The organism is Arenibaculum pallidiluteum (assembly GCF_017355985.1).
Taxonomy (GTDB): Bacteria; Pseudomonadota; Alphaproteobacteria; order Azospirillales; family Azospirillaceae; genus Arenibaculum; species Arenibaculum pallidiluteum.
Map to the genome: position 1 here is coordinate 114,120 of NZ_JAFIQU010000019.1, position 22,346 is coordinate 136,465.

34 protein-coding genes are annotated in these 22,346 nt (G+C 67.9%); 2 read left to right on the forward strand and 32 right to left on the reverse strand.

The window, feature by feature from the left end:
* Positions 1-91: 91 nt before the first annotated feature.
* Both JUB13_RS26455 and JUB13_RS26460 read left to right on the forward strand, forming a co-directional pair.
* Positions 92-2,026: a bifunctional 2',3'-cyclic-nucleotide 2'-phosphodiesterase/3'-nucleotidase gene (locus JUB13_RS26455; RefSeq protein ID WP_236025242.1), complete on the forward strand. Its 1,935-nt coding sequence runs from the start codon at positions 92-94 to the stop codon at positions 2,024-2,026.
* A 370-nt stretch (positions 2,027-2,396) separates the two neighbouring features.
* Entirely contained in the window at positions 2,397-2,573 is a 177-nt protein-coding gene (locus tag JUB13_RS26460; protein ID WP_207484502.1) for a hypothetical protein, read from the forward strand.
* An 87-nt stretch (positions 2,574-2,660) separates the two neighbouring features.
* On the opposite strand, the gene JUB13_RS26465 is transcribed toward JUB13_RS26460, so the two are convergent.
* The 32 genes from JUB13_RS26465 to JUB13_RS26620 all read right to left on the reverse strand — a co-directional run.
* The gene (locus JUB13_RS26465) at positions 2,661-4,358 is read right to left on the reverse strand and encodes a methyl-accepting chemotaxis protein (protein WP_207484504.1); all 1,698 of its coding nucleotides are present in this window, start codon (positions 4,356-4,358) and stop codon (positions 2,661-2,663) included.
* Between the two features lie 203 nt (positions 4,359-4,561).
* Entirely contained in the window at positions 4,562-5,863 is a 1,302-nt protein-coding gene (locus JUB13_RS26470) for a replication-associated recombination protein A (protein WP_207484506.1), read from the reverse strand.
* Positions 5,860-7,281: a DegQ family serine endoprotease gene (locus JUB13_RS26475; protein WP_207484508.1), complete on the reverse strand. Its 1,422-nt coding sequence runs from the start codon at positions 7,279-7,281 to the stop codon at positions 5,860-5,862. The genes JUB13_RS26470 and JUB13_RS26475 overlap by 4 nt, the downstream gene beginning before the upstream one ends.
* 15 nt (positions 7,282-7,296) lie before the next feature.
* Positions 7,297-7,563 (reverse strand): hypothetical protein, encoded by a 267-nt coding sequence (locus JUB13_RS26480; RefSeq protein ID WP_207484510.1) that lies wholly within the window; start codon positions 7,561-7,563, stop codon positions 7,297-7,299.
* 188 nt (positions 7,564-7,751) lie between these two features.
* Entirely contained in the window at positions 7,752-8,177 is a 426-nt protein-coding gene (gene rplQ / locus JUB13_RS26485; protein WP_207484512.1) for a 50S ribosomal protein L17, read from the reverse strand.
* 173 nt (positions 8,178-8,350) lie between these two features.
* The gene (locus tag JUB13_RS26490; protein WP_207484514.1) at positions 8,351-9,367 is read right to left on the reverse strand and encodes a DNA-directed RNA polymerase subunit alpha; all 1,017 of its coding nucleotides are present in this window, start codon (positions 9,365-9,367) and stop codon (positions 8,351-8,353) included.
* Between the two features lie 257 nt (positions 9,368-9,624).
* A complete protein-coding gene (rpsK, locus tag JUB13_RS26495) occupies positions 9,625-10,026 on the reverse strand; it encodes a 30S ribosomal protein S11 (protein WP_207484516.1) in 402 nt (133 codons plus the stop codon).
* 18 nt (positions 10,027-10,044) lie between these two features.
* Positions 10,045-10,413 carry a 30S ribosomal protein S13 gene (gene rpsM, locus JUB13_RS26500; RefSeq protein WP_207484519.1) on the reverse strand — a complete coding sequence of 123 codons (369 nt, stop codon included), beginning with the start codon at positions 10,411-10,413 and terminating at the stop codon, positions 10,045-10,047.
* 199 nt (positions 10,414-10,612) lie between these two features.
* A complete protein-coding gene (locus JUB13_RS26505; protein WP_207484521.1) occupies positions 10,613-11,263 on the reverse strand; it encodes an adenylate kinase in 651 nt (216 codons plus the stop codon).
* Positions 11,260-12,603, reverse strand: a complete 1,344-nt coding sequence (gene secY, locus JUB13_RS26510; protein ID WP_207484523.1) for a preprotein translocase subunit SecY — start codon at positions 12,601-12,603, stop codon at positions 11,260-11,262. The genes JUB13_RS26505 and secY overlap by 4 nt, the downstream gene beginning before the upstream one ends.
* Before the next feature lie 103 nt (positions 12,604-12,706).
* Positions 12,707-13,186, reverse strand: coding sequence for a 50S ribosomal protein L15 (rplO, locus tag JUB13_RS26515; protein WP_207484526.1), 480 nt, complete (start codon positions 13,184-13,186; stop codon positions 12,707-12,709).
* A gap of 16 nt (positions 13,187-13,202) precedes the next feature.
* On the reverse strand, positions 13,203-13,400 hold the full coding sequence (gene rpmD, locus JUB13_RS26520; RefSeq protein ID WP_207484528.1) for a 50S ribosomal protein L30: 198 nt from the start codon (positions 13,398-13,400) through the stop codon (positions 13,203-13,205).
* The gene (rpsE, locus tag JUB13_RS26525) at positions 13,400-14,005 is read right to left on the reverse strand and encodes a 30S ribosomal protein S5 (protein ID WP_207484530.1); all 606 of its coding nucleotides are present in this window, start codon (positions 14,003-14,005) and stop codon (positions 13,400-13,402) included. The genes rpmD and rpsE overlap by 1 nt, the downstream gene beginning before the upstream one ends.
* A 13-nt stretch (positions 14,006-14,018) precedes the next feature.
* Positions 14,019-14,381: a 50S ribosomal protein L18 gene (gene rplR, locus JUB13_RS26530; RefSeq protein WP_207484532.1), complete on the reverse strand. Its 363-nt coding sequence runs from the start codon at positions 14,379-14,381 to the stop codon at positions 14,019-14,021.
* Between the two features lie 11 nt (positions 14,382-14,392).
* On the reverse strand, positions 14,393-14,926 hold the full coding sequence (gene rplF, locus JUB13_RS26535; protein WP_207484534.1) for a 50S ribosomal protein L6: 534 nt from the start codon (positions 14,924-14,926) through the stop codon (positions 14,393-14,395).
* Positions 14,927-14,936: 10 nt separating this feature from the next.
* The gene (gene rpsH, locus JUB13_RS26540; protein WP_207484536.1) at positions 14,937-15,335 is read right to left on the reverse strand and encodes a 30S ribosomal protein S8; all 399 of its coding nucleotides are present in this window, start codon (positions 15,333-15,335) and stop codon (positions 14,937-14,939) included.
* Positions 15,336-15,348: 13 nt separating this feature from the next.
* On the reverse strand, positions 15,349-15,654 hold the full coding sequence (rpsN, locus tag JUB13_RS26545; protein ID WP_207484538.1) for a 30S ribosomal protein S14: 306 nt from the start codon (positions 15,652-15,654) through the stop codon (positions 15,349-15,351).
* A gap of 17 nt (positions 15,655-15,671) precedes the next feature.
* Positions 15,672-16,214 carry a 50S ribosomal protein L5 gene (rplE, locus tag JUB13_RS26550; RefSeq protein WP_207484540.1) on the reverse strand — a complete coding sequence of 181 codons (543 nt, stop codon included), beginning with the start codon at positions 16,212-16,214 and terminating at the stop codon, positions 15,672-15,674.
* A gap of 8 nt (positions 16,215-16,222) precedes the next feature.
* Positions 16,223-16,537 carry a 50S ribosomal protein L24 gene (gene rplX / locus JUB13_RS26555; RefSeq protein WP_207484542.1) on the reverse strand — a complete coding sequence of 105 codons (315 nt, stop codon included), beginning with the start codon at positions 16,535-16,537 and terminating at the stop codon, positions 16,223-16,225.
* Positions 16,537-16,905, reverse strand: coding sequence for a 50S ribosomal protein L14 (rplN, locus tag JUB13_RS26560; RefSeq protein ID WP_207484544.1), 369 nt, complete (start codon positions 16,903-16,905; stop codon positions 16,537-16,539). Before rplN ends, rplX begins: the two co-directional genes overlap by 1 nt.
* Positions 16,906-16,924: 19 nt before the next feature.
* Positions 16,925-17,182 carry a 30S ribosomal protein S17 gene (gene rpsQ, locus JUB13_RS26565; RefSeq protein WP_207484546.1) on the reverse strand — a complete coding sequence of 86 codons (258 nt, stop codon included), beginning with the start codon at positions 17,180-17,182 and terminating at the stop codon, positions 16,925-16,927.
* Positions 17,183-17,192: 10 nt separating this feature from the next.
* Positions 17,193-17,399, reverse strand: coding sequence for a 50S ribosomal protein L29 (rpmC, locus tag JUB13_RS26570; protein ID WP_207484548.1), 207 nt, complete (start codon positions 17,397-17,399; stop codon positions 17,193-17,195).
* Positions 17,396-17,821, reverse strand: a complete 426-nt coding sequence (rplP, locus tag JUB13_RS26575; protein ID WP_207484550.1) for a 50S ribosomal protein L16 — start codon at positions 17,819-17,821, stop codon at positions 17,396-17,398. The genes rpmC and rplP overlap by 4 nt, the downstream gene beginning before the upstream one ends.
* Before the next feature lie 31 nt (positions 17,822-17,852).
* Positions 17,853-18,530 carry a 30S ribosomal protein S3 gene (rpsC, locus tag JUB13_RS26580; protein ID WP_207484552.1) on the reverse strand — a complete coding sequence of 226 codons (678 nt, stop codon included), beginning with the start codon at positions 18,528-18,530 and terminating at the stop codon, positions 17,853-17,855.
* Position 18,531: 1 nt separating this feature from the next.
* The gene (rplV, locus tag JUB13_RS26585; RefSeq protein ID WP_207484554.1) at positions 18,532-18,924 is read right to left on the reverse strand and encodes a 50S ribosomal protein L22; all 393 of its coding nucleotides are present in this window, start codon (positions 18,922-18,924) and stop codon (positions 18,532-18,534) included.
* 3 nt (positions 18,925-18,927) lie between these two features.
* Complete coding sequence (gene rpsS, locus JUB13_RS26590) at positions 18,928-19,206, reverse strand: 30S ribosomal protein S19 (protein WP_207484556.1); 279 nt, start codon at positions 19,204-19,206, stop codon at positions 18,928-18,930.
* Between the two features lie 11 nt (positions 19,207-19,217).
* On the reverse strand, positions 19,218-20,042 hold the full coding sequence (gene rplB / locus JUB13_RS26595) for a 50S ribosomal protein L2 (protein ID WP_207484558.1): 825 nt from the start codon (positions 20,040-20,042) through the stop codon (positions 19,218-19,220).
* A gap of 19 nt (positions 20,043-20,061) precedes the next feature.
* Entirely contained in the window at positions 20,062-20,379 is a 318-nt protein-coding gene (locus JUB13_RS26600) for a 50S ribosomal protein L23 (protein ID WP_207484560.1), read from the reverse strand.
* Positions 20,376-20,996, reverse strand: a complete 621-nt coding sequence (gene rplD / locus JUB13_RS26605) for a 50S ribosomal protein L4 (RefSeq protein ID WP_207484561.1) — start codon at positions 20,994-20,996, stop codon at positions 20,376-20,378. Before rplD ends, JUB13_RS26600 begins: the two co-directional genes overlap by 4 nt.
* A 6-nt stretch (positions 20,997-21,002) precedes the next feature.
* Complete coding sequence (gene rplC / locus JUB13_RS26610; protein ID WP_207484563.1) at positions 21,003-21,761, reverse strand: 50S ribosomal protein L3; 759 nt, start codon at positions 21,759-21,761, stop codon at positions 21,003-21,005.
* A 61-nt stretch (positions 21,762-21,822) separates the two neighbouring features.
* Complete coding sequence (gene rpsJ / locus JUB13_RS26615) at positions 21,823-22,131, reverse strand: 30S ribosomal protein S10 (protein WP_207484566.1); 309 nt, start codon at positions 22,129-22,131, stop codon at positions 21,823-21,825.
* 128 nt (positions 22,132-22,259) lie between these two features.
* Positions 22,260-22,346, reverse strand: an 87-nt coding sequence (locus JUB13_RS26620) for an EF-Tu C-terminal domain-related protein (protein WP_207484588.1), incomplete at its 5' end; no start/stop codon positions are given.

The following is a 22,346-nucleotide window of genomic DNA, read 5'->3' on the forward strand; positions in this document are numbered from 1 at the left end:
GCATTCAGGTGCTCCCAGCCGCCACCCCATAGATACCTTGACCCGGCGGACGGAAAGCGACTAAGGCCGGCCATCCATGCCGGGAGCCCCCATGTCGCGCACGATCCTGCTTCTCGCCGCCTGCCTGCTGGGCACGACCGCCCTGGCCGGGACCGACGCCTTCGCCGAGACGGTGAAGCTGCGCGTCCTCGGCACCACCGACCTTCACGTGGCGGCCCTGCCGTACAACTACTACGCCGACCGGGAGGACGTGACCGTCGGCCTCTCGCGCACCGCGACGCTGATCGAGGCGGCGCGGGCCGAGGCGAAGAACATCATGCTCTTCGACAACGGCGACACGATCCAGGGCAACCCGCTGGGCGATCTGGTCGCCCGCGAGCGCGGCCTGCGGGACGGCGAGGTCCATCCGATCTACCGGCAGATGAACCTGCTGGGCTACGAGGCCACGACGACCGGCAACCACGAGTACAACTACGGGCTCGACTTCCTCGCCCGCGCCCATGCCGGGCTCCGCTTCCCCGTCGTCACCGCCAATGTCGTGAAGGAGGGCTCGGACGAGCCCTATTTCGACCCTTACCGCATCATCGAGAAAAAGGTCGTCGACGAGACCGGCCGGGAGCGCGTCCTGAAGGTCGGCGTGCTCGGTCTGGTGACGCCGCAGATCACGACCTGGGACATGGCGAACCTGAAGGGCAAGGTGCGCACGCTCGACATCGTGGACACGGCGCGCCGCTACGTGCCCGAGATGCGGGCCAAGGGCGCGGATCTGGTGATCGCGCTCGCCCATACCGGCCTGGATCCCGCACCGCGCAAGGGCGGCGAGGAGAATGCCGGCGCCTATCTCGCGGAGATCCCGGGCATCGACGCGATCCTGGCGGGCCATTTGCACAAGGTCTTCCCCGGCAAGGACTTCGACGGCCTGCCCGGCGCCGACATGCAGAAGGGCACCATCAACGGTATTCCCGTGGTGATGCCGGGCTTCTGGGGCAGCCATCTCGGCGTCATCGACCTGACACTCTCCGACGAGGGCGGAAGCTGGAAGGTGGTCGATGGCCGGGCCGCCGCCCGCCCGATCTACGAGTTGAAGGACCGCCAGCGGGTGGCGCTCGTGGGCGACCAGCCCCAGGTGGCCGAAGCGGCCCGCCCCGAGCACGAAGCGACGCTGGACTACGTGCGCAAGCCCATCGGCGAGACCAGCGCCCCCATCAACAGCTATTTCGCCCTGGTCCAGGACGACCCGTCCATTCAGATCGTCACCCGGGCTCAGGCCTGGTACGTGGAGGGCATGTTGAAGGGCAGCCGGTACGAGGGCCTGCCGGTCCTGTCGGCCGGCGCCCCCTTCAAGGCCGGCGGACGCAGCGGCGCCGAGTACTACACGGACATCCCGTCGGGACGGATCGCCATCAAGAACGCGGCCGATCTCTACCTGTATCCCAACACGCTGCGCGCCGTCCTGGTGAAGGGCGCCGGCATCGCCGAATGGCTCGAGATGTCGGCCGGCGCCTTCAACCGGATCGATCCCGCCAGATCCGGCGAGCAGCCGCTCCTGAACCCGGCCTTTCCCAGCTACAACTTCGACGTCATCGACGGCGTGACCTACGAGATCGACGTCAGCCAGCCGGCCCGCTACGACATGGACGGCAAACTCGCCAATCCCGATGCGCGGCGCGTGCGCAATCTCCGCTTCCAGGGACGGCCCATTGATCCCGCGCAGGACTTCGTGGTGGTGACGAACAACTACCGCGCGGGCGGCGGGGGCAAGTTCCCCGGGCTCGACGGCACGAACATCATCCTCGAGGCGCCGGACGAGAACCGCACGGTCCTGATGAACTACATCTACGACCAGAAGACGCTGAACCCGTCATCGGACGGCAACTGGTCCCTGGCGCGCACGGCGGGCGATGCCGTCGTCACCTTCGAGAGCTCGCCCAGGGCGGCCGGCGTGCTGCCCGCCGATGGCCGCATCTCTCCGGCCGGCGAGGCCGCGAACGGCTTCGCCAAGTACCGGATCGACCTCCGCCCGTGAGGCATTCCCCGTCGCGCCGGGTGCCCGGCGCGACGGGCGCAAACCAGCCCACATACCATGGTTGCCGCCCGCTCGCCCTGTCGCGACTCGGGCATTCCGCGGCGCCATACGCCTGCAGTCCCGCCGTCCCGCAGCAGACACGCGCAAAGCATTTAAAATACAAAGTTTTTCTCGGAACGTCGCCGCCGAAGTCGAGGAATAAACTCTCGCCACCTGTTGCCTCAGGATAGCCAGAGGTTTCCCCAACCTGCCGGCAGCACATCCTGGACATGCACCCGCGGACATCGCACGGGCCAGTATCACGGCGCCTGGAAGCGCGTTAGATTGGAATAATTCAAATTTCGATGCGCAATCGCGCTGGAGACCAAAGATGTCGAACGTCGTCCACCTGAAGACGGGGCTGCCCCATGGCCATCTTGCGAACCACTGGCACAACCTCGCGCACGAGGCGCGCCTCCTGCGACAGGTCGCGGAGAACCTGAGCCGGGCTTCCAGTGACCTTCGGGGACTCACGGCCCGCGTCAGCGAGGACCTGCGCTCGGCCTGAGCACATCCCGGGCGCCCGAGAGCTGGAAACAGCACCGCCGCCGGATGCGGGCTGCATCCGGCGGCTGCAAAGCGCGTGGGCGCGGGGTCAGGCGGCGCGCACGGTCGCGATGAAGCTCTCGACCTCGCGGCGCAGGACCTCGGCCTCGCGGGAGAGGCCGCCGGCCGCACCCAGGACCTGCGTCGCCGCAGAGCCCGTCTCGGTGGCGGCCGCGTTGACGCCCGTGATGTTCTCGGTGACCTGCTGGGTGCCGCGTGCGGCCTGCTGCACGTTGGATGCGATGTCGCGCGTCGCCGCGCCCTGCTGCTCGACCGCCGCTGCAATGGCGCCCGCGATCTCGTTGATGGACGCGATGGTGCGCCCGATCCCCGTCACCGCGGTCTGGGCACCGCCGGTGGCCTGCTGGATCTCGGCGACCTGCGCCTGGATCTCCTCGGTCGCCTTGGCGGTCTGGTTCGCGAGGGCCTTCACCTCGCTCGCCACCACCGCGAAGCCCTTTCCGGCATCGCCTGCCCGAGCCGCCTCGATGGTGGCGTTGAGCGCCAGCAGGTTGGTCTGCCCCGCGATGGTCTGGATCATCTCGACGACGGTGCCGATGCGCCCGGCCACCTCGACCAGCCGGCCGATGGTGGCGGTCGTGCGCTCGGTCTCGCCCACCGCCTGCCCCGCGATCCTGGCCGAGGCCTCGACCTGACGCCCGATCTCCTGGATCGAGGCGCTGAGCTCCTCGGTGGCAGTCGCCACCGTCTGCACGTTGGCCGAGGCCTGCTCCGAAGCCGAGGACACCGCCATGGACTGGCGGCTCGCCTGCTCGGCCGTCGCCGACATGGCGGTGGCAGCGCTCTGCATCTCTGTCGCCGCCGAGGCAACCGTCTCGACGACGCCCTTGACGCTCGCCTCGAAGCTGTCGGCGAGCTGGCGCAGCGCCCGCTTCCGCTCCGCCTCGGCCTTCTCCTTCAGCGCCTCCTGCTCAGCCTGCAGGCGCCGCATCTCGAGCCCGTTGTCCTTGAAGACCTGGACCGCACGCGCCATCACGCCGATCTCGTCCCTGCGCGACGCGCCCTCGACCTCGATCTCGAGGTTGCCGCCGGCGATCACCTGCATGGTCCCCGCCATGGCGGTCAGCGGCCGCACGACCAGGCGGACCACGATCCAGCCCAGGAGCGAAAGGGAGAGAGCGAGGCCGCAGCCGGCCACCAGGAAGAGCCGGGCAGCCGTATCGGCACCGACGGCATCGGCCTCGGCATCGGCCTCCTCAAGTGCGGCCCTGTTGGCGCGCACCCGCTCGGCCGTGACCTCGACCACCTTCTGCCGCGCGGCGCGGCCGTCGGTGGAGGACAGCTTGAAGGCGGCGTCGTTGTCGTTCGCCAGCCCTTTCCTGATGACTTCGCTCGCGATTCGATCATACGCGCTGATGGCGTTCTTGATCTCGACGTTGGTGGCGCGGCGCTCGTCCGAATCGGCCAGGGCGATCAGCTCGTCGGCGGCGGCGAGCGCCCTCTGCACGTTCTGCCTGAAGGCGTCCTGATAGCCCCGCATCTCGTTCTCACGGGTTTCGAGAATGACATTCTTCTCGTTCACCGCCGCGCCGCTCATGGCGCTCTCGATGGTCAGGGCGAGCTCCAGCCGCTTCGCGGTCGTGTCGATCACCCCGTCGATCACGGCGTTCAGGGTGTTCAGCCCCGAATTCGCCTGCCACAGGATGAGCCCCGTCACCGCGACCAGGATCGACAGCGGAATCCCGAGCTTCTGGATGAGCTTCAGGTTGTTAAAACGATGCAGCATGGTGGTCCCCTATCGCCGACCTTCAGCCGAAGGGTTGAACGAACACCAGCCAATGGAACGTCCCAAAGGTTACCCGAAGCCTAACGGAACCGGCTGAAACTTACCTTTTCACTCAAATTAAGCATACACATCTATGCGACTCCGACGGTCCCTCCCGCAGCGGGAGATCCGGAAAGCCACCCGCCCTTGACCGGAAAGGCCGCTCAGTCCCGCCCCGTGCCCCGCTGGACGCGTAGCCGGTCCCAATAGTCCAGGCGCTTGCGGATCTCGCGCTCGAAGCCGCGCTCAACGGGCTCGTAGAAGCGCTGCCGCTCCATGCCGTCGGGGAAGTAGTTCTGGCCGCTGAAGCCCTCGGGCGCGTCGGGGTCGTACTGGTAGCCGGCCCCATAGCCGAGCTGCTTCATCAGCTTCGTCGGCGCGTTCAGGATATGCGCCGGCGGCATCAGCGAGCCCGTCTGTCCCGCGGCGCGCATGGCCGCCTTGAACGCGGCATAGCCCGCGACAGACTTGGGCGCGGTCGCAAGGAAGATCACGCATTGGGCCAGCGCCAGCTCGCCTTCGGGGCTGCCCAGCCGCTCGTAGGCCTCCCAGGCGGCAACCGCCTGGGGCAGAGCGGTCGGCTCTGCAAGCCCGATATCCTCGACCGCCATGCGGACCAGGCGGCGGGCGATGAAGCGCGGGTCCTCGCCGCCCGACAGCATGCGCGCGAGCCAGTAGAGCGCCGCGTCCGTGTCCGAGCCGCGGACCGACTTGTGCAGCGCGCTGATCAGATTGTAGTGGCCCTCCTGACCCTTGTCGTAGAGGGGCGCCCGCTTCTGGACCGAGGCCGCCAGCGCCGGCGTGTCCAGCGGGCCCGGAGGATCCAGGGCGAGCACCGCCTCCACCAGGTTCAGCAGGTAGCGGCCGTCGCCGTCCGCCATGGCCTTGAGCGCCTCGCGCGCATCGGGCGTCAGCGGCAGCGCCCGGCCGGTCTCCTGCTCGGCCCTGGCAAGCAGCCGCTCCAGCGCGTCCTCGTCGAGGCGCCGCAGGACCAGGACTTGGCAGCGCGACAGCAGCGCCGCGTTGAGTTCGAAGGAGGGATTCTCGGTGGTCGCCCCGACCAGAGTGACTGTCCCCTCCTCCACATAGGGCAGGAAGCCGTCCTGCTGGGCACGGTTGAAGCGGTGGATCTCGTCCACGAAGAGCAGCGTGCCCTGCCCGGCCTCGCGGCGCTTGCGGGCCGCGTCGAACACGCGGCGCAGGTCGGCCACGCCCGAGAAGACCGCCGAGAGCGGCTCGAAATGCAGGTCCGTCGCATGGGCCAGCAGCCGCGCGATGGTGGTCTTGCCGCAGCCCGGCGGCCCCCACAGGATCATGGAGACCAGCCGGCGCGCCCGGACCATGCGCCCGATGGGGCCCTGGGCACCCAGCAGGTGCTCCTGCCCGATCACCTCGTCCAGGCTGCGGGGGCGCAACCGCTCCGCCAGCGGCCGCGGCGCCTGGTCCTCGAAAAGCGTTCCGGTCATCCCTGGACCTGCGCATTCAGGACGCGTTCGCCGCGCCGGATGGCAAGGCTCCATCCTCCGCGGCCAGGCCGCTCCAGCGCCTGAACGAGGGCGCGCACGCTGGGCACCTCGCGGTCGTTCACGCGCAGGATCACGTCGCCGGGCTCGATGCCGAGCCGCGCGGCGGCGCCTGGCTGCTCGACCTGCATCACGAGGATGCCCTCCGCCGGCCCGGGAAAGCCGATCTCCTCGGCCAGCGCCGGCGACAGGTTCGCCACGACCGCACCGCCCAGCGGATTGCCGCGGCCCTGGATGCGCGTGACCTCGCGCGGAGGATCCTCGGGCGGGGCGGCGACCGCGAAGGCGATCTCGCTCGCCTCGCCCTTGCGCAGGACACGGAGCACCGCGCGGCCTCCCACGGGCAGCGTCGCGATTCGGAAGCGAAGGGAATCTGGGTCGTCCACCGCCCGGCCGTTGACGGCAGCGATGACGTCGCCCCGGCGCAGCCCCGCCAGCGCGGCCGGGCTACGCGGATCGATGCGCTCGACCAGAACGCCGCCGGGACGCGCCATGCCCAGGGCCGAAGCCATTTCCCCCGTCACCGTCTGAGCCGAGACGCCGATCCAGGGGCGCACGAGCTTGCTCCCGTCCCGCGAGGCCTCGACCACCGTGCGGACCATGTTTGCAGGCACGGCAAAGCCGATGCCCTGGCTCCCGCCCGAGCGCGAGAAGATCGCCGTGTTGATGCCCACCAGGCGTCCATCCATGGCGACGAGCGCCCCGCCGGAATTGCCGGGGTTGATGGCAGCATCGGTCTGGATGAAGAAGTTGTAGTCGCTGATTCCGACGCCCGTGCGCGCCACCGCGGAGATGATGCCGCTGGTCACCGTCTGGCCGACGCCGAAGGGATTGCCGATCGCCAGCACGATGTCCCCGACCTCCAGGTCGTCGCTGTCGCGGAACTCGATGAACGGCAGCGCCTCGCCCCGCGGCGGGTCGATGCGCAGCACGGCGAGGTCCGTGCGCTCGTCGGAGATGGCCACCCGCGCCTCGAACTCCCGCCGGTCAGACAGAACCACCGTGATTTCGTCGGCGTCCTTGATCACGTGGTGGTTGGTCACCAGAAGCCCGTCGGGCGACAGGATCACGCCGGAGCCGAGCGACTGCTCGACGCGCTGGCGCGGCACGCTGTTGGGAAAGGCCTGGCCGAAGAAGCGCTGGAAGAACGGATCGTCCAGCAGCGGCGAGACGCGCTGGCGGACGACCCGCCGGGAATAGATGTTGACGACGGCGGGCGCCGCTTGGCGCACCAGCGGCGCGTAGGACAGCATCACCTGCTCGCGGCTCTGCGGCAGCGCGCGCTGCTGCGCCGACGAGGGGCCGCCCGCGAAGGCCGCCGCCACGAGAAGCATGGGAAGAACAATCAGGATGCGGCGCATGGCTGCCAGGCCCGCTCACGCCCCGCCGCAGGACGCCAAGCACTGGCGCAGCTGGCGATCGCAGGTCGCGGAGCCACTGAACGGACCCAGACTACGCCCCGCCGCGCTGGACTCGCCGCAGACGGCGTGCCCCTGGTTGCAGGCGCGCAGGCACTGGGAGCGCTGCGCGGCCGCCGCGTCGGCCCCCTGGGCGCCCCCCGCCCCGGCGCCAGCCGCCGAAGGTCCCTGCGCCGCGCATCCGGCCAGCCCGGCCAGCATCACCGCCAAGAGAACTCTGTGCATCTCCGGATCCTCGCCCCCGTCCGCGGGACCTGCTGAAGCTAGGCCGGCCCGGCTCCGCCCGCAAGCGGCGCAACCCCCGCGGGACGACCGGCCGGCCGCTGCCCCGGAACGACAAGGGGCGGCCCAGTGCCTGGGCCGCCCCCGATCTCGAACGCATGCTGGCGGCGCGAGGCCGCCGGGGACGAGACTTACGCCTCGGCCGCCTCGTCGTCGGCCCTCTCGGCCGTCGGGCCGCTGTCCTGGCCCTTGGCGGCCGGGTCGCGGTCGACGAGCTCGATGAAGGCCATCGCGGCGGCGTCGCCGTAGCGGAAGCCCGCCTTCAGGATGCGGGTGTAGCCGCCCTGGCGCTCCTTGTAGCGGTCGGCGATGGGGCCGAACAGCTTGGCCACCATGGCTTCGTCGCGCAGGCGGGCATAGGCCAGGCGGCGGTTGGCGAGACCGCCCTTCTTGCCGAGGGTGATGAGCCGCTCGACGATGGGACGGAGGTCCTTCGCCTTCGGCAGGGTCGTCTTGATCTGCTCGTGCTTGATCAGCGCGGCGGCCATGTTGGCGAACATGGCGGTGCGGTGGCTGGTCGTGCGGCCGAGCTTGCGGCCGTTGTAGCCGTGACGCATGGAACTCTCCTCTTCCTGGCTTGGCCTCGCGCACGAGACCGATGGCAAAGCCCTGGCGCCCTTGTCGGATCGGCACGCAGGGACGGGCCGGTGCGGCCCTTGTAACGCCGGGGCCTAGGCCCCGGCACGAAGAACCGATGCCGGGGCGCGCGGCCCCGGCCGGAACCCCAGGCTTAGTACGGCTCCTCGAGACGCTTGGCCAGCTCCTCGATGTTCTCGGGCGGCCAGTTCGGGATCTCCATGCCGAGATGGAGCCCCATATGCGCGAGGACCTCCTTGATCTCGTTCAGGGACTTCCTGCCGAAGTTCGGCGTGCGCAGCATCTCGGCCTCGGTCTTCTGAACGAGGTCGCCGATGTACACGATGTTGTCGTTCTTCAGGCAGTTCGCCGAACGGACCGACAGCTCGAGCTCGTCCACCTTGCGAAGCAGGTTCTTGTTGAACGGAACCTCCTCCGAGCGCTCCTCGATCGAGACCTGCTGGGGCTCCTCGAAGTTGATGAAGAGCTGGAGCTGGTCCTGGAGGATGCGGGCGGCCAGGGCCACCGCGTCCTCGGGGGTCACCGCGCCGTTGGTCTCGACGACCATGGACAGCTTGTCATAGTCCGTGACCTGGCCGACGCGGGTATTGTCGACCTTGTACGAGACCTTGCGGATCGGGCTGAACAGCGCATCGACGGGGATCAGGCCGATCGGCGCGTCCTCGGGACGGTTCTGGGAGGCCGGGACGTAGCCCTTACCGGCCTGGACCGTCAGCTCCATGTTCAGGCGGGCGCCGTTGTCGAGGGTGCAGATCACCAGGTCGGGATCCATGACCTCGATGTCCGCGCCGGTCTCGATCATGCCGGCCTTGACCTCGCCCGGGCCCTCGGCGCGCAGGCGCATCCGCTTGGGACCGTCGCCATGCATGCGCAGGCCCATCGTCTTGATGTTCAGGACGATGTCCGTCACGTCCTCGCGGACGCCAGGAATCGAAGAGAACTCATGCAGCACGCCGTCGATCTGGATCGAGGTGACGGCGGCACCCTGGAGCGAGGACAGCAGGATGCGGCGCAGCGCATTGCCCAGCGTCAGACCGAAGCCCCGCTCCAGCGGCTCGGCGACCACGGTCGCCGTGCGCTGCGGGTCCTCGCCCGCCTGGACGTCGAGCTTGTTCGGCTTGATCAGTTCCTGCCAGTTCTTCTGGATCACGGTATCGACCTCATGCCATCGGGTGGACGCGTCCCGGTCCGCCAAACGCCAAAGGGGCCCGGCGAACCGGACCCCGGCGTGAGCCACCGTCCCACTGCTGGGACGCCGCGATGGCGGACGGCGTCCTGTCCCGGAACGGAGGGCGGCTCGGGTGCTCTGGCGCGCGGACTCCGCATGGGAGCCCGCGCCAAGCCTTCATGAAATGGGCGGAGACGCGGCCGGCCCCGAGGGGTGCCGCGCGGCCCGCCCCGGCCGCCTCAGACGCGCCGCTTCTTGGGCGGGCGGACGCCATTGTGCGGGATCGGGGTGACGTCGCGGATCGAGGTGATGGCGAAGCCAACCGACTGGAGCGCGCGCAGCGCCGACTCGCGGCCCGAGCCCGGGCCCTTCACCTCGACCTCGAGGGTCCGCATCCCGTGCTCCTGTGCCTTGCGGCCGGCATCCTCGGCGGCCACCTGGGCGGCGTAGGGCGTCGACTTGCGCGAGCCCTTGAAGCCCATGGCACCCGAGGACGACCAGGCGATCGTGTTGCCCTGGGCGTCGGTGATGGTGATCATCGTGTTGTTGAACGTGGCGTTCACATGCGCCACGCCCGAGGTGATGTTCTTGCGTTCGCGGCGGCGAACACGCTGCGCGGCAGCGGCAGGCGGCTTTGCCATCTGTCTGGTTCCGTTCCGTTACTTCTTCTTGCCGGCGATCGGCTTCGCGGGGCCCTTGCGGGTGCGCGCGTTGGTGTGGGTGCGCTGACCGCGCACGGGCAGGCCGCGCCGGTGACGCAGGCCGCGATAGCAGCCGAGATCCATCAGGCGCTTGATGTTCATCGCGACCGAGCGGCGCAGGTCGCCCTCCACGCGGTAATCGCTGTCGATCACCTCGCGGATGCGCAGGACCTCGTCGTCCGTCAGATCGTTGACGCGACGGTCCGACGGGATGCCGACCTTCTCGCAGATCTGCTTGGCAAAGAACGGCCCGATGCCGTGAATGTAGGTGAGGGCCACCTCGACACGCTTCTGTGCCGGGATGTTGACGCCAGCAATACGCGCCACGCCTGGTCTCCTTGTCTCTGTCCTGGCCCGGGGGCCTCTGATGCGTATTCGGCCCGTCGGCGCGGCAGCTTGCTGGCGCCGGATCGGGCGAACGAAAATTACTCGGTTCCCCTAGGGACCAAGGAAGCGCGGATTATAGCCATCGCGCTTCCCCAGTCAACCAACTCGAAACCGTTCCTTGGCCTTTGGCAGCACCGCCTCAGGACCTCCCGATGATCCGCTCGATCTCGGCGGTCACGCGGTCCATCTCGGCCATGCCGTCCACGCTGTCGAGAACGCCGCGCTCCCGATAGTAGGGAAGGATCGGCGCGGTCTGCTGGTGGTAGGCCGCGAGGCGCCTGGTGACGGTCTCCGCGTTGTCGTCGGCCCGGCGCGTGAACTCCGTGCTGCCGCAGACGTCGCAGATCGAATCGACCTTCGGCCGCTTGAAGCGGTCGTGATAGCCCTGACCGCACTTGGCGCAGGTGAACCGGCCGGTGATCCGCTCCACCAGCGCCGCGTCGTCGACGCGCATCTCGATCACATGCTCGAGCCGCAGGCCCTTCTCCGCCAGCATCCGGTCCAGGGCCTCGGCCTGGGGCACCGTGCGCGGAAAGCCGTCGAGGATGAACCCGCCCTTCGCATCCGGCTGGTCGATCCGCTCGGCGATCATGCCGATCATGATCTCGTCCGGGACGAGCTGGCCCCGGTCCATGATCTCCTTCGCCTGCCGACCGAGCGTCGTGCCGCCCGCCACCTGGGCGCGCAGCATGTCTCCGGTCGACAGCTGCACCATGCCGTAGCGCTCCTCGAGCCGCTTCGCCTGGGTTCCCTTCCCCGCGCCCGGCGGCCCGAGCAGTATCAAATTCATCCTCTCCTCCCGCGCAGCTTGGCCCTCTTGATCAGACCTTCGTACTGGTGCGCCAGGAGATGGGAGTGGACCTGCGCTACCGTGTCCATGGTCACCGTGACGACGATCAGAAGGCTCGTGCCGCCAAAATAGAACGGCACGGCATATTGCGAAATCAGGATTTCCGGAAGGAGGCAGACCACCGACAGGTAGGCAGCGCCGATCACGGTGAGCCGGGTCAGGACGTAATCGAAATAGTCCGCGGTTGCCGTGCCGGGACGGATTCCGGGAATGAAGCCGCCGTACTTCTTCAGATTGTCCGCGGTCTCCTGCGGGTTGAAGACGATCGCGGTGTAGAAGAAGCAGAAGAACACGATCAGGGCGACGTAGAGCACCATGTAGAGCGGCTGACCGTGGCCGATGTAGGTGCTCAGCGTCTGCAGCCAGCCGGGCCCCTGCCCGCCGGCGAAGCCGATGGCCGTCAGCGGCAGGAGGAGGAGCGAGCTCGCGAAGATCGGCGGGATCACGCCCGCGGTGTTCAGCTTCAGCGGCAGGTGGGACGACTCCCCGCCCATCACCCGATTGCCCATCTGGCGCTTCGGGTACTGGACGATGATCCGGCGCTGGGCGCGCTCCATGAACACGATGAACGTGATCACGATCACCGCCATAACCAGCATGAAGATGATGAAGAAGGTCGAGATCGCGCCCGTGCGGCCAAGCTCGAGGGTACCGGCCAGCGCCCGCGGCAGCTCGGCGACGATGCCCGCGAAGATGATCAGCGAGATGCCGTTGCCGACGCCGCGCGCCGTGATCTGCTCGCCGAGCCACATCAGGAAGACCGTGCCGCCGACCAGCGTGATCACCGTCGAGGCCAGGAAGAAGAACCCGGGGTTCGCCACGGCCGGGCCGCTTGCCCCCGTCATGCCCTCGATGCCGACGGCCAGGCCGTAGGCCTGAACGGTCGCGAGCAGGACGGTCAGGTAACGCGTGTACTGGTTCAGCTTCTTCCGCCCGCTCTCCCCCTCCTTCTTCATGCTCTCCAGCGAGGGCACCACGGCCGTCATGAGCTGGATGATGATAGAGGCCGAGATGTAGGGCATGATGTTCAGGGCGAAGATCGTCATGCGCCCAAGGGCGCCGCCCGCGAACATGTTGAACATGCCGAGGATACCCCCGGCGTTCTGGTTGAAGATTTCCGAGAGGATACGCGGATCGATACCAGGGATCGGGATGTAGGTCCCGAGCCGGTAGATGATCAGCGCGCCCAGCGTGAACCAGATGCGCTTCTTCAGCTCCGTGGCCTTGGCCAGGGCGCCGAAGTTGATGTTCGCGGCAAGCTGTTCGGCCGCAGATGCCATGGTGTCAGTCCCCGCGCCGCGTCCGCGACCAATGTCGCAGAACGTAAATTGGGCGGGAGATCGGCATGCGCAATGCCGGATCACCCGCCCTGCTTCAGGCCCTTCACTCCGCCGCGGCGTCGGCCTTGGCGGTGCTCGTGACGGTGCCGCCCAGCTTCTCGACCGCGGCGATAGCCGAGGCCGACGCGCCGGCCACCTCGAAGCTGACCTTGGTGGTCAGCTCGCCCTTGGCCAGCAGCCGAACGCCGTCCTTCGACTTCTTCGCCACGCCCGCGGCGACCAGCGCCTGGGCGTCGATCACCTTGGACGCGTCAAGGCGGCCCGCCTCGATGGCTTCCTGGATCTTGCCGAGGTTCGCGACCGCGTACTCCTTGGCGAAGATGTTCTTGAAGCCGCGCTTCGGAAGGCGCCGGGTCAGCGGCATCTGGCCGCCCTCGAAGCCCTTGATCGAAACGCCCGTACGGGACTTCTGGCCCTTGACGCCGCGTCCGCCGGTCTTGCCCTTGCCGGAGCCGATGCCCCGGCCGACCCGCATGCGCTTCTTCTTGGCGCCGGGGTTGTCGCGTAGCTCGTTGAGCTTCATCGCTGCCTGCCTCCCCTCAGCCCGGCGTCGTTTCGACGCGGACGAGGTGCTTCACCTTCTCGATCATCCCGCGGACCGAAGGGGTGTCCTCCAGCTCGCGAGTGCGGTGCATCTTGTTCAGACCGAGGCCGACCAGCGTCTCGCGCTGATCGCTGCGGCGGCCGATCGGCGAGCCGATCTGCGTCACCACGATGGTCTTCTTGTCGGCGGCCATCACCGAGCCTCCTGCTGGGCGCCCTCGCCCTCGCGCTTGCCCAGGATGTCGCTGACCCGGCGGCCGCGGCGCGCGGCCACGGCACGGGGGCTCACCACCCTGGTCAGGGCGTCGAAGGTCGCCTTGATCATGTTGTGCGGGTTCGACGTGCCGACCGACTTCGTGACCACGTCGGCGACGCCGAGGGCCTCGAAGATCGCGCGCATCGGACCGCCCGCGATGATGCCCGTACCCGCCGGGGCCGAGCGCAGCACGACGCGGCCGGCGCCGAAATGGCCCTGGGCGTCGTGGTGCAGCGTGCGGCCCTCGCGGAGCGGCACGCGGATCATCGCGCGCTTGGCCTGGTCGGTCGCCTTGCGGATCGCCTCCGGCACCTCGCGGGCCTTGCCCGAGCCGTAGCCGACGCGGCCCTTGCCGTCGCCGACCACCACCAGGGCGGCGAAGCCGAAGCGCCGGCCGCCCTTCACGACCTTGGCGACGCGGTTGATGCCGACCAGCTTCTCGACGAGATCGCTCTCCTCGCGGTCGCGGGGATTCCGGTCCCGGTCGCGGCCGTCGCGGCGCTCGCCGCCGCCCTCGCCGCCACGTTGTTCGTTCCGTGCCATGTCCTGGATCCCCTTAGAACGACAGACCGGCTTCGCGCGCGGCGTCAGCCAGCGCCTTCACCCGGCCGTGGAAGAGATACCCGCCGCGGTCGAAGACCACTTCGGTGACGCCGGCCTTGACGGCCCGCTCGGCGATCAGCCGGCCGACCTCCTTGGCCGCGTCCGCCGTCGCGCCGGTCTTGAGCCGCTCGCGGAGCTCCTTGTCGACCGTCGAGGCGGCCGCGAGGGTACGGCCCTCGCGGTCGTCGATGACCTGGACGTAGATGTGCTGGCTGGACCGGAAGACCGAGAGACGGGGCCGGCCACCAGCCTTGCGGGCGAGCGCGATGCGGTTTCGCCGCTTGCGGCGCTCGTGGAGTTGCTTTGCTGTCATCATGGCGCGGGCCCTTACTTCTTCTTGCCTTCCTTGCGGACGATGACCTCGGTCTCGTACTTCACGCCCTTGCCCTTATAGGGCTCAGGGCCGCGGAACGAGCGGATCTCCGCCGCAACCTGGCCGACCTTCTGCTTGTCCGCGCCGGAGACGCTGACCGAGGTCGGCTTGTCCGTCTTGATCGTGATCCCTTCCGGGATCGCGTAACGGACGTCGTGGCTGTAGCCCAGCGCCAGGACCAGCTCCTTGCCCTGGACGGCGGCGCGGTAGCCCACGCCGTTGATCTCCAGGTTCACGGAGTAGCCTTCCGAGACGCCCTTGACCAGGTTGCTGATCAGGGTGCGCGACGTCGCCCAGTTCTCGCGGGCGCGCCGGCTCTCGTTGCGAGGCTTCACGGTGATCACGTTGCCGTCGCGCGTGACCTCGATCTCGTCGATCACGCGGAGGCTGAGGGAACCCAGCTTGCCCTTGGCGGTGACGTCCTGGCCCTTGACCTGGACGTCGACGCCGGCGGGAACCGGTACGGGGTGCTTTCCGATGCGGGACATGGGTCGTACCTCAGAACACGCGGCAGAGAACTTCGCCGCCCACATTCTGGGCCCGGGCCTCCAGATCCGACATCACGCCGCGCGGCGTGGAGAGGATCGAGATGCCGAGCCCATTGTAGACGCGGGGAAGCTCTGCGATCTTCGAGTACACGCGGCGGCCCGGCTTGGAGACCCGGTGGACCTCCTTAATGGCCGGCTGACCCTCGTGGTACTTGAGTTCGATGCGGAGTTCCTGGACGCCCGGCCGGATCTCCTCACGGGTATAGCCGCGGATGTAGCCTTCGCGCTTCAGCACCTCGAGCACGTTGGCCCGGAGGTTGGAGGCGGGGCTAGCCACGACGGCCTTGCGGGCGCTCTGACCATTGCGGATGCGGGTCAGCATATCGCCCAGAGGATCGCTCAACGCCATTCTCGTGGTCCCTTTACCAGCTCGACTTCACCATTCCGGGGATCTGGCCCTGGGAGGCCAGCTCGCGGAGGGTGATTCGAGACAGCTTGAACTTGCGGTAGTAGGCGCGCGGGCGCCCGGTCATTTCGCACCGGTTCCGGATCCGGACGGGCGAGGAGTTGCGCGGAAGCTCGGCGAGCTTCAGGCGCGCCTCGAACTGCTCCTCCAGCGAGAGCGAGCGGTTGTTGGCGATGGCCTTGAGCTGCGCACGCTTGTTCGCGAACTGCTTAACCAGCTTGCGACGGCGCTTGTTCTTCTCGACGGCACTAGTCTTTGCCATGGCTGATCTCCTTCCGCTCAGCCCGCAAAGGGCATGTCGAAGCCGCGCAGAAGCTCCTTGGCTTCCTTGTCGGTCTTCGCGGTCGTCACGAAGATGATGTCCATGCCCCGGATCTCGTCGACCTTGTCGTAGTCGATCTCGGGGAAGATGATCTGCTCCTTCAGGCCCATGGCGTAGTTGCCCCGGCCGTCGAAAGCCTTGCCCGAGATGCCGCGGAAGTCGCGGACGCGCGGCAGGGCGATCGTGACGAGACGGTCGAGGAACTCGTACATGCGGTCCCGGCGCAGGGTCACCTTGCAGCCGATCGGCATGCCCTCGCGCAGCTTGAACTGCGCGATGGACTTGCGGGCGCGCGTCACGACCGGCTTCTGGCCGGTGATCGCCGCGAGCTCGTTCACCGCGGACGTGACCTTCTTGCCGTCCGAGGTGGCCTCGCCCACGCCCATGTTGATGACGATCTTCTCGAGGCGCGGAACTTCCATGTCGTTCTTGTACCCGAACTCGCTCCTGAGCCGGGCCTTCACGACGGTGTCGTAATGCTCTTTAAGACGAGCGGCCATTTCGCGCCTCACTGATCAATGACTTCGCCGGAGCGCTTCGCGAAGCGCACCTTGCGGCCATCCTCGAGGGTCTTGAATCCCACGCGGGTCGGCTTGTTGTCCCTGGGGTCCAGGTGGGCAACGTTCGAGACGTGGATCGCAGCCTCCATCTCGATGATGCCACCGGCCTGCGTCGGGGTCTGGCGCTGGTGCTTCTTCACGACGTTGACGCCGCGCACCTTCACCCGGTTCTCCCGAGGCAGGACCTCGATCACCTCGCCCGTCTTGCCCTTGTCGCGGCCAGTCAGGACCACGACCTTGTCGGCCTTGCGGATCTTCTGCATCACAGCACCTCAGGCGCGAGCGAGATGATCTTCATGAACTTCTTGCCGCGGAGCTCGCGCGTCACCGGCCCGAAGATGCGGGTGCCGATCGGCTCGCCCTGCTTGTTGATCAGCACGGCGGCGTTGCGGTCGAAGCGGATGGCGGAGCCGTCCTCCCGCTTGATTTCCTTCGCGGTGCGGACGATGACGGCGCGGTGGACGTCGCCCTTCTTGACGCGGCCCTTCGGAATGGCCTCCTTGACCGACACGACGATCACGTCGCCGATCGTGGCCACCTTACGCTTGGACCCGCCGAGCACCTTGATGCACTGCACCCGGCGCGCGCCGCTGTTGTCGGCGACCTCCAGGTTGGTTTGCATCTGGATCATGGTACAAGTCCTCTAGGTTTCAGCCGGCGACGCCGGCGGGAGCATCGGCGTCCTCGACGACGCGCCAGCGCTTGAGCTTGGAGATCGGACGGCTCTCCTCGATGGAGACGACGTCGCCCACCTTGAAGCGGTTCTCCTCGTCGTGCGCGTGGTACTTCTTCGAAAGACGGATGAACTTCTTGTAGACGGGGTGCATGACACGCCGTTCGACCAGGACGACGACGGTCTTGTCGCCCTTGTCGGACACGACGGTCCCCCTCAGAACGCGACGGGGCATCTTGCCCTCCTCAGCTCTGGGCGGACGAGCGCGCCCGCTCGCCCAGGACAGTCTTGATCCGCGCGATGTCCTTGCGGACCTGGCGCACGCGGGCGGTGTTCTCGAGCTGGCCCGACGCCTTCTGGAAGCGCAGGTTGAACTGCTCCTTCTTGAGCGCCAGGAGCTGGTCGTTGAGCTCGTCGGGGCTCTTGGCCCGGATGTCGGACGGCTTGGTCACTTGTTCAGCTCCTCGCCCAGGCGGGTCACGAAGCGGGTCTTGATCGGCAGCTTCGCTGCGGCCAGCTCGAAGGCCCGCTGGGCCAGGTCGCCGGGGATGCCGTCGAGCTCGAACATGATGCGGCCGGGATGGACGCGGGCCACCCAGTACTCCGGGGCGCCCTTGCCCGAGCCCATGCGGACCTCGGCAGGCTTCGTGGAGACCGGCACGTCCGGGAAAATCCGGATCCAGACACGGCCCTGACGCTTCAGGTGACGGGTGATCGCGCGGCGCGCCGCCTCGATCTGGCGCGCGGTGATGCGCGCGGGCTCGACCGCCTTCAGGCCGTAGGCGCCGAAGTTCAGCAGCGTGCCGCCCTTGGCGGTGCCGTGAATCCGGCCCTTATGGGCCTTGCGGTACTTGGTACGCTTAGGACTTAGCATGGCATATGCCCTCTAGTATCCCTTCGGCGGCTCAGCGGGCGGCCGTCGGTTCCGCGGCGCGCTTGTCCTGCGCCATCGGGTCGTGCGCGAGGATCTCGCCTTTGAACACCCAGACCTTCACGCCACAGGTGCCGTAGGTCGTCTTGGCGGTCGCGGTGCCGTAATCGACGTCGGCGCGCAGCGTGTGCAGCGGCACGCGACCTTCGCGATACCACTCCAGCCGCGCGATCTCGGCGCCGCCGAGGCGGCCCGAGCAGTTGATCCGGATGCCCTGGGCGCCCAGACGCATGGCCGACTGAACGGCGCGCTTCATGGCGCGGCGGAAGGCAACGCGGCGCTCGAGCTGGCTCGCGATGTTCTCGGCGATCAGCTTGGCGTCGATCTCGGGCTTGCGGATCTCGACGATGTTCAGGTTCACGTCGGAACCCGTCATCCTCGCGAGCTCGCTGCGCAGCTTCTCGATGTCCGCGCCCTTCTTGCCGATCACGACGCCCGGGCGGGCCGAGTGGATCGTCACCCGGGCCTTCTTGGCCGGACGTTCGATCACGATGCGCGACACGCCCGCCTGCTGGAGGCGGTTGTGCAGGTACCGGCGCAGGCGCAGGTCGCTGTGCAGCAGATCCGCGTAGTCGCGGTCCGCGTACCAGCGGCTGTCCCAGGTCCGGTTGATGCCGAGCCGGAGCCCGACCGGATTGATCTTCTGACCCATATTACGCGGCCTCCCCGGACGTCTCCGCGCGCTCGCGGACGATCACGGTCAGATTGCTGATCGGCTTCTCGACGCGGGCGCCGCGACCGCGGGCCCGGGCGTGGAAGCGCTTCATCACCAGCGTGCGGCCGACGAAAGCCTGCGCGACGTAGAGACGATCCACGTCCAGCTGGTGGTTGTTCTCCGCATTCGCAATGGCCGACTGCAGGACCTTCTTCACCTCGACCGCAATGCGGCGCTTGGAGAAGGTGAGGTCCGCCAGGGCGGCCTGTGCGCTCTTCCCGCGGATGAGCTGAGCCACCAGGTTCAGCTTGCGGGCCGAGGAGCGGATCTGGCTGCCGACGGCCATCGCCTCGTTCTCGGCGACCCGCGGCGCATTTGAGGGCTTGCCCATGGCTTACTTCCTCTTCGCCTTCTTGTCGGCCGCGTGGCCGTAGTAGGTCCGGGTCGGCGAGAACTCCCCGAACTTGTGACCGATCATGTTCTCGGTCACGAGCACGGGCAGGAACTTCTGGCCGTTGTAGACGCCGAAGGTGAGACCGACGAACTGGGGCAGGATCGTGGAGCGACGAGACCAGATCTTGATGATCTCGTTGCGGCCAGACGCCCGGGTCTTCTCGGCCTTCTTAAGCAGGTAGCCGTCAACGAACGGCCCCTTCCAAACGGAGCGAGACACGGGGCGTCTCCTTACTTCTGCCGCCGACGGATGATGAGCTTATCCGTCGACTTGTTGTTGCGCGTCTTCTTACCCTTGGTCGGCTTGCCCCACGGGGTGACCGGATGACGGCCGCCCGAGGTACGGCCCTCGCCGCCGCCGTGCGGGTGGTCGATGGGGTTCATCGCCACGCCGCGGACCGCCGGGCGCTTGCCGAGCCAGCGGTTGCGGCCGGCCTTGCCAAGGTTGATGTTGAGCTGGTCGGGGTTCGACACGGCGCCGATCGTCGCCATGCACTCGCCGCGGACCATGCGCAGCTCGCCCGAGGCGAGCTTGAGCTGGGCGTAGCCGGCGTCGCGGCCGACCAGCTGCACGTAGGTGCCGGCGGCGCGGGCGAGCTGGCCGCCCTTGCCGGCCTTCAGCTCGACATTGTGCACGATCGTGCCGACCGGGATGCTCCGGAGCGGCATGGCGTTGCCGGGCTTCACGTCGACGCGCTCGCCGGAGACGACCGTGTCGCCGGCCTTCAGGCGCTGGGGCGCCAGGATGTAGGCCAGCTGGCCGTCCTGGTACTTGATCAGCGCGATGAACGCCGTCCGGTTCGGATCGTACTCGAGCCGCTCGACCGTGGCGGGCACGTCGAAGCGGCGCCGCTTGAAGTCGACGAGACGGTACAGGCGCTTGTGACCGCCGCCCATGCGGCGGGCGGTCACGCGGCCCGTGTTGTTGCGACCGCCGGACTTGGTCAGGCCCTGGGTGAGGGCCTTGACCGGCTTGCCCTTCCACAGCTCGCTGCGGTCGACCAGCACGAGCTGGCGCAGCGAGGGGGTAATGGGGCGATAGGACTTCAGAGCCATCGTATCACTCGCTTCCGCGTCAGACGCCGGTGGTGACGTCGATCTGGTGGCCCTCGGCGAGGGTCACGATCGCCTTCTTGAAGTCGGAACGACGGCCGACGATGCCCCGGAAGCGCTTGGTCTTGCCCTTCTGGATCAGCGTGTTGACCGCGTCCACCTTGACGTTGAACAGGCCTTCGACGGCGGCCTTGATCTCCGGCTTGGTGGCGTCCAGCGGAACCTTGAAGGTGACCTGCCGGTGCTCGGACCCGCGCGTCGACTTCTCGGTGATGACCGGCGCGATGATCAGGTCGTACATGCGCTCCGGGGACACCGAAGGTTTCGATCTATTGGTCATTTCAGGCGAGCCTCCAGCTGCTCGACCGCGTTGCGGGTCAGGACCAGCACGTCGCGGCGCAGGATGTCGTAGACGTTCGCGCCCTGCTCGGGCAGCACGTCGATCAGCGGGATGTTGGCCGAAGCGCGGACGAAGTTCTCGTCGAGCTGGTGGCCGTCGATGATCAGCGCGGAAGTCAGGCCGAGGGCCTTGAACTTCTGGGCGAGCGCCTTGGTCTTGTGGCTGTCGGTCCGGGCCACGTCGAGCACGATCAGCTTGCCGTCGGCTGCCTTGACCGACAGGGCGGTCTTGAGGCCGAGCTTGCGGACCTTGCGCTGCAGGTCGTGGGCATGGCTGCGCACCACCGGGCCGAAGATCGTCGCGCCCTTGCGGAACTGCGGCGAACGCAGCGAGCCCTGACGGGCGCGGCCGGTGCCCTTTTGCCGGTACGGCTTCTTGGTCGTGCCGCTGATCTCGCTGACGCCCTTGGTCTTGTGGTTGCCGCTGCGACGCTTGGCGAGCTGCCAGTTCACCACGCGGTGCAGGATGTCGGCGCGCGCCGGCAGGCCGAAGACCTCGTCCGACAGCTCGATCTCGCCGATGTCCTGGTTGTCGAGATTCTTGATCTGGAGCTTCATCTCACATCACTCCGCGGGCGTGCCGGCGTCGGCCGCGGGGGCCTCCGGCGCGGCGTTCGGGGCCTGGGCCGAGCTCGCGGCCGAGCTGCGGACCGCCGCCGGGTACGGGGCGCCCTCGGGGGCCTTCACGCGGTACTTCTTGACGGCGTCGCGAACCATCACCCAGCCCTCGTCGTGGCCGGGGACCGAGCCCTTGACCATGATCAGGCCGCGCTCCTCGTCGACCTGGACGACCTTCAGGTTCTGGGTCGTCACGCGCTCGACGCCGTACTGGCCGTGCATCTTCTTGTTCTTGAAGGTGCGGCCGGGATCCTGGCGTCCGCCGGTCGAACCCAGCGAGCGGTGGGAGATCGACACGCCGTGCGTTGCGCGCAGGCCGCCGAAGTTCCAGCGCTTCATGGCGCCGGTGAAGCCGCGGCCGATGGTCGTGCCGGTCACGTCGACCAGCTGCCCGGGGACGAAATGGGCGGCCGTGATCTCGGCGCCGACGTCGACCAGGGCGTCCGCGCTGACGCGGAACTCCACGACCTTCTTCTTGGGCTCGACCTCAGCCTTGGCGAAATGGCCGCGCAGGGGCTGGGTGGTGTTCTTCACCTTGGCCTTGCCCGCGCCGAGCTGGAGGGCCGTGTAGCCGTCCTTCTCCTGGGTGCGCTGGGCGACGACCTGGCAGTTGTCGACCTTCAACACAGTAACCGGGATATGCTCGCCCTCATCCGTGAAGATGCGGGTCATGCCCAGCTTCTGTGCGATCAGACCGGATCGCATCTCTTTTCACTCCTGATTAGGGACATCCGCTGCGGGAGAGGTCCCTCGACTCACGCTTGGCTCAGAGCTTGATCTCGACGTCCACGCCGGCGGCGAGGTCCAGCTTCATCAGCGCGTCGACCGTCTGCGGGGTCGGATCGACGATGTCGATCAGGCGCTTGTGGGTCCGGATCTCGAACTGCTCGCGCGACTTCTTGTCGATGTGCGGCGAGCGGTTGACGGTGAACTTCTCGATATGGGTGGGCAGCGGGATCGGACCCCGCACCCGGGCACCGGTCCGCTTTGCCGTGTTCACGATCTCGCTGGTCGACTGGTCGAGCACGCGATGATCGAACGCCCGGAGGCGGATCCGGATATTCTGGTTGTCCATGGTACTGGAACCCTCAAAACCGAAGCCGCGCACTCTATAGAGGCGGCGGCTCCGGCACAATGGAGAAGTACGCCCGAAATTCCGATTTTTCGGACCTTCGGGCGCCCGATTTCAGGCGATGCCGATCGTTACTCGATGATGGATGCGACGACGCCGGCGCCGACGGTGCGGCCGCCCTCGCGGATGGCGAAGCGCAGGCCCTCGTCCATGGCGAT

Coding starts and splice junctions, on each gene's coding strand:
- JUB13_RS26455 (WP_236025242.1), top strand. CDS start 92: ATGTCGCGCACGATCCTGCTTCTCGCCGCCTGCCTGCTGGGCACGACC.
- JUB13_RS26460 (WP_207484502.1), top strand. CDS start 2,397: ATGTCGAACGTCGTCCACCTGAAGACGGGGCTGCCCCATGGCCATCTT.
- JUB13_RS26465 (WP_207484504.1), bottom strand. CDS start 4,358: ATGCTGCATCGTTTTAACAACCTGAAGCTCATCCAGAAGCTCGGGATT.
- JUB13_RS26470 (WP_207484506.1), bottom strand. CDS start 5,863: ATGACCGGAACGCTTTTCGAGGACCAGGCGCCGCGGCCGCTGGCGGAG.
- JUB13_RS26475 (WP_207484508.1), bottom strand. CDS start 7,281: ATGCGCCGCATCCTGATTGTTCTTCCCATGCTTCTCGTGGCGGCGGCC.
- JUB13_RS26480 (WP_207484510.1), bottom strand. CDS start 7,563: ATGCACAGAGTTCTCTTGGCGGTGATGCTGGCCGGGCTGGCCGGATGC.
- rplQ (WP_207484512.1), bottom strand. CDS start 8,177: ATGCGTCACGGCTACAACGGCCGCAAGCTCGGCCGCACGACCAGCCAC.
- rpsK (WP_207484516.1), bottom strand. CDS start 10,026: ATGGCAAAGCCGCCTGCCGCTGCCGCGCAGCGTGTTCGCCGCCGCGAA.
- JUB13_RS26505 (WP_207484521.1), bottom strand. CDS start 11,263: ATGAATTTGATACTGCTCGGGCCGCCGGGCGCGGGGAAGGGAACCCAG.
- secY (WP_207484523.1), bottom strand. CDS start 12,603: ATGGCATCTGCGGCCGAACAGCTTGCCGCGAACATCAACTTCGGCGCC.
- rplO (WP_207484526.1), bottom strand. CDS start 13,186: ATGAAGCTCAACGAGCTACGCGACAACCCCGGCGCCAAGAAGAAGCGC.
- rpmD (WP_207484528.1), bottom strand. CDS start 13,400: ATGGCCGCCGACAAGAAGACCATCGTGGTGACGCAGATCGGCTCGCCG.
- rpsE (WP_207484530.1), bottom strand. CDS start 14,005: ATGGCACGGAACGAACAACGTGGCGGCGAGGGCGGCGGCGAGCGCCGC.
- rplR (WP_207484532.1), bottom strand. CDS start 14,381: ATGATGACAGCAAAGCAACTCCACGAGCGCCGCAAGCGGCGAAACCGC.
- rplF (WP_207484534.1), bottom strand. CDS start 14,926: ATGTCCCGCATCGGAAAGCACCCCGTACCGGTTCCCGCCGGCGTCGAC.
- rpsH (WP_207484536.1), bottom strand. CDS start 15,335: ATGGCGTTGAGCGATCCTCTGGGCGATATGCTGACCCGCATCCGCAAT.
- rpsN (WP_207484538.1), bottom strand. CDS start 15,654: ATGGCAAAGACTAGTGCCGTCGAGAAGAACAAGCGCCGTCGCAAGCTG.
- rplE (WP_207484540.1), bottom strand. CDS start 16,214: ATGGCCGCTCGTCTTAAAGAGCATTACGACACCGTCGTGAAGGCCCGG.
- rplX (WP_207484542.1), bottom strand. CDS start 16,537: ATGCAGAAGATCCGCAAGGCCGACAAGGTCGTGGTCCTGACTGGCCGC.
- rplN (WP_207484544.1), bottom strand. CDS start 16,905: ATGATCCAGATGCAAACCAACCTGGAGGTCGCCGACAACAGCGGCGCG.
- rpsQ (WP_207484546.1), bottom strand. CDS start 17,182: ATGCCCCGTCGCGTTCTGAGGGGGACCGTCGTGTCCGACAAGGGCGAC.
- rplP (WP_207484550.1), bottom strand. CDS start 17,821: ATGCTAAGTCCTAAGCGTACCAAGTACCGCAAGGCCCATAAGGGCCGG.
- rpsC (WP_207484552.1), bottom strand. CDS start 18,530: ATGGGTCAGAAGATCAATCCGGTCGGGCTCCGGCTCGGCATCAACCGG.
- rplV (WP_207484554.1), bottom strand. CDS start 18,924: ATGGGCAAGCCCTCAAATGCGCCGCGGGTCGCCGAGAACGAGGCGATG.
- rplB (WP_207484558.1), bottom strand. CDS start 20,042: ATGGCTCTGAAGTCCTATCGCCCCATTACCCCCTCGCTGCGCCAGCTC.
- JUB13_RS26600 (WP_207484560.1), bottom strand. CDS start 20,379: ATGACCAATAGATCGAAACCTTCGGTGTCCCCGGAGCGCATGTACGAC.
- rplD (WP_207484561.1), bottom strand. CDS start 20,996: ATGAAGCTCCAGATCAAGAATCTCGACAACCAGGACATCGGCGAGATC.
- rplC (WP_207484563.1), bottom strand. CDS start 21,761: ATGCGATCCGGTCTGATCGCACAGAAGCTGGGCATGACCCGCATCTTC.
- rpsJ (WP_207484566.1), bottom strand. CDS start 22,131: ATGGACAACCAGAATATCCGGATCCGCCTCCGGGCGTTCGATCATCGC.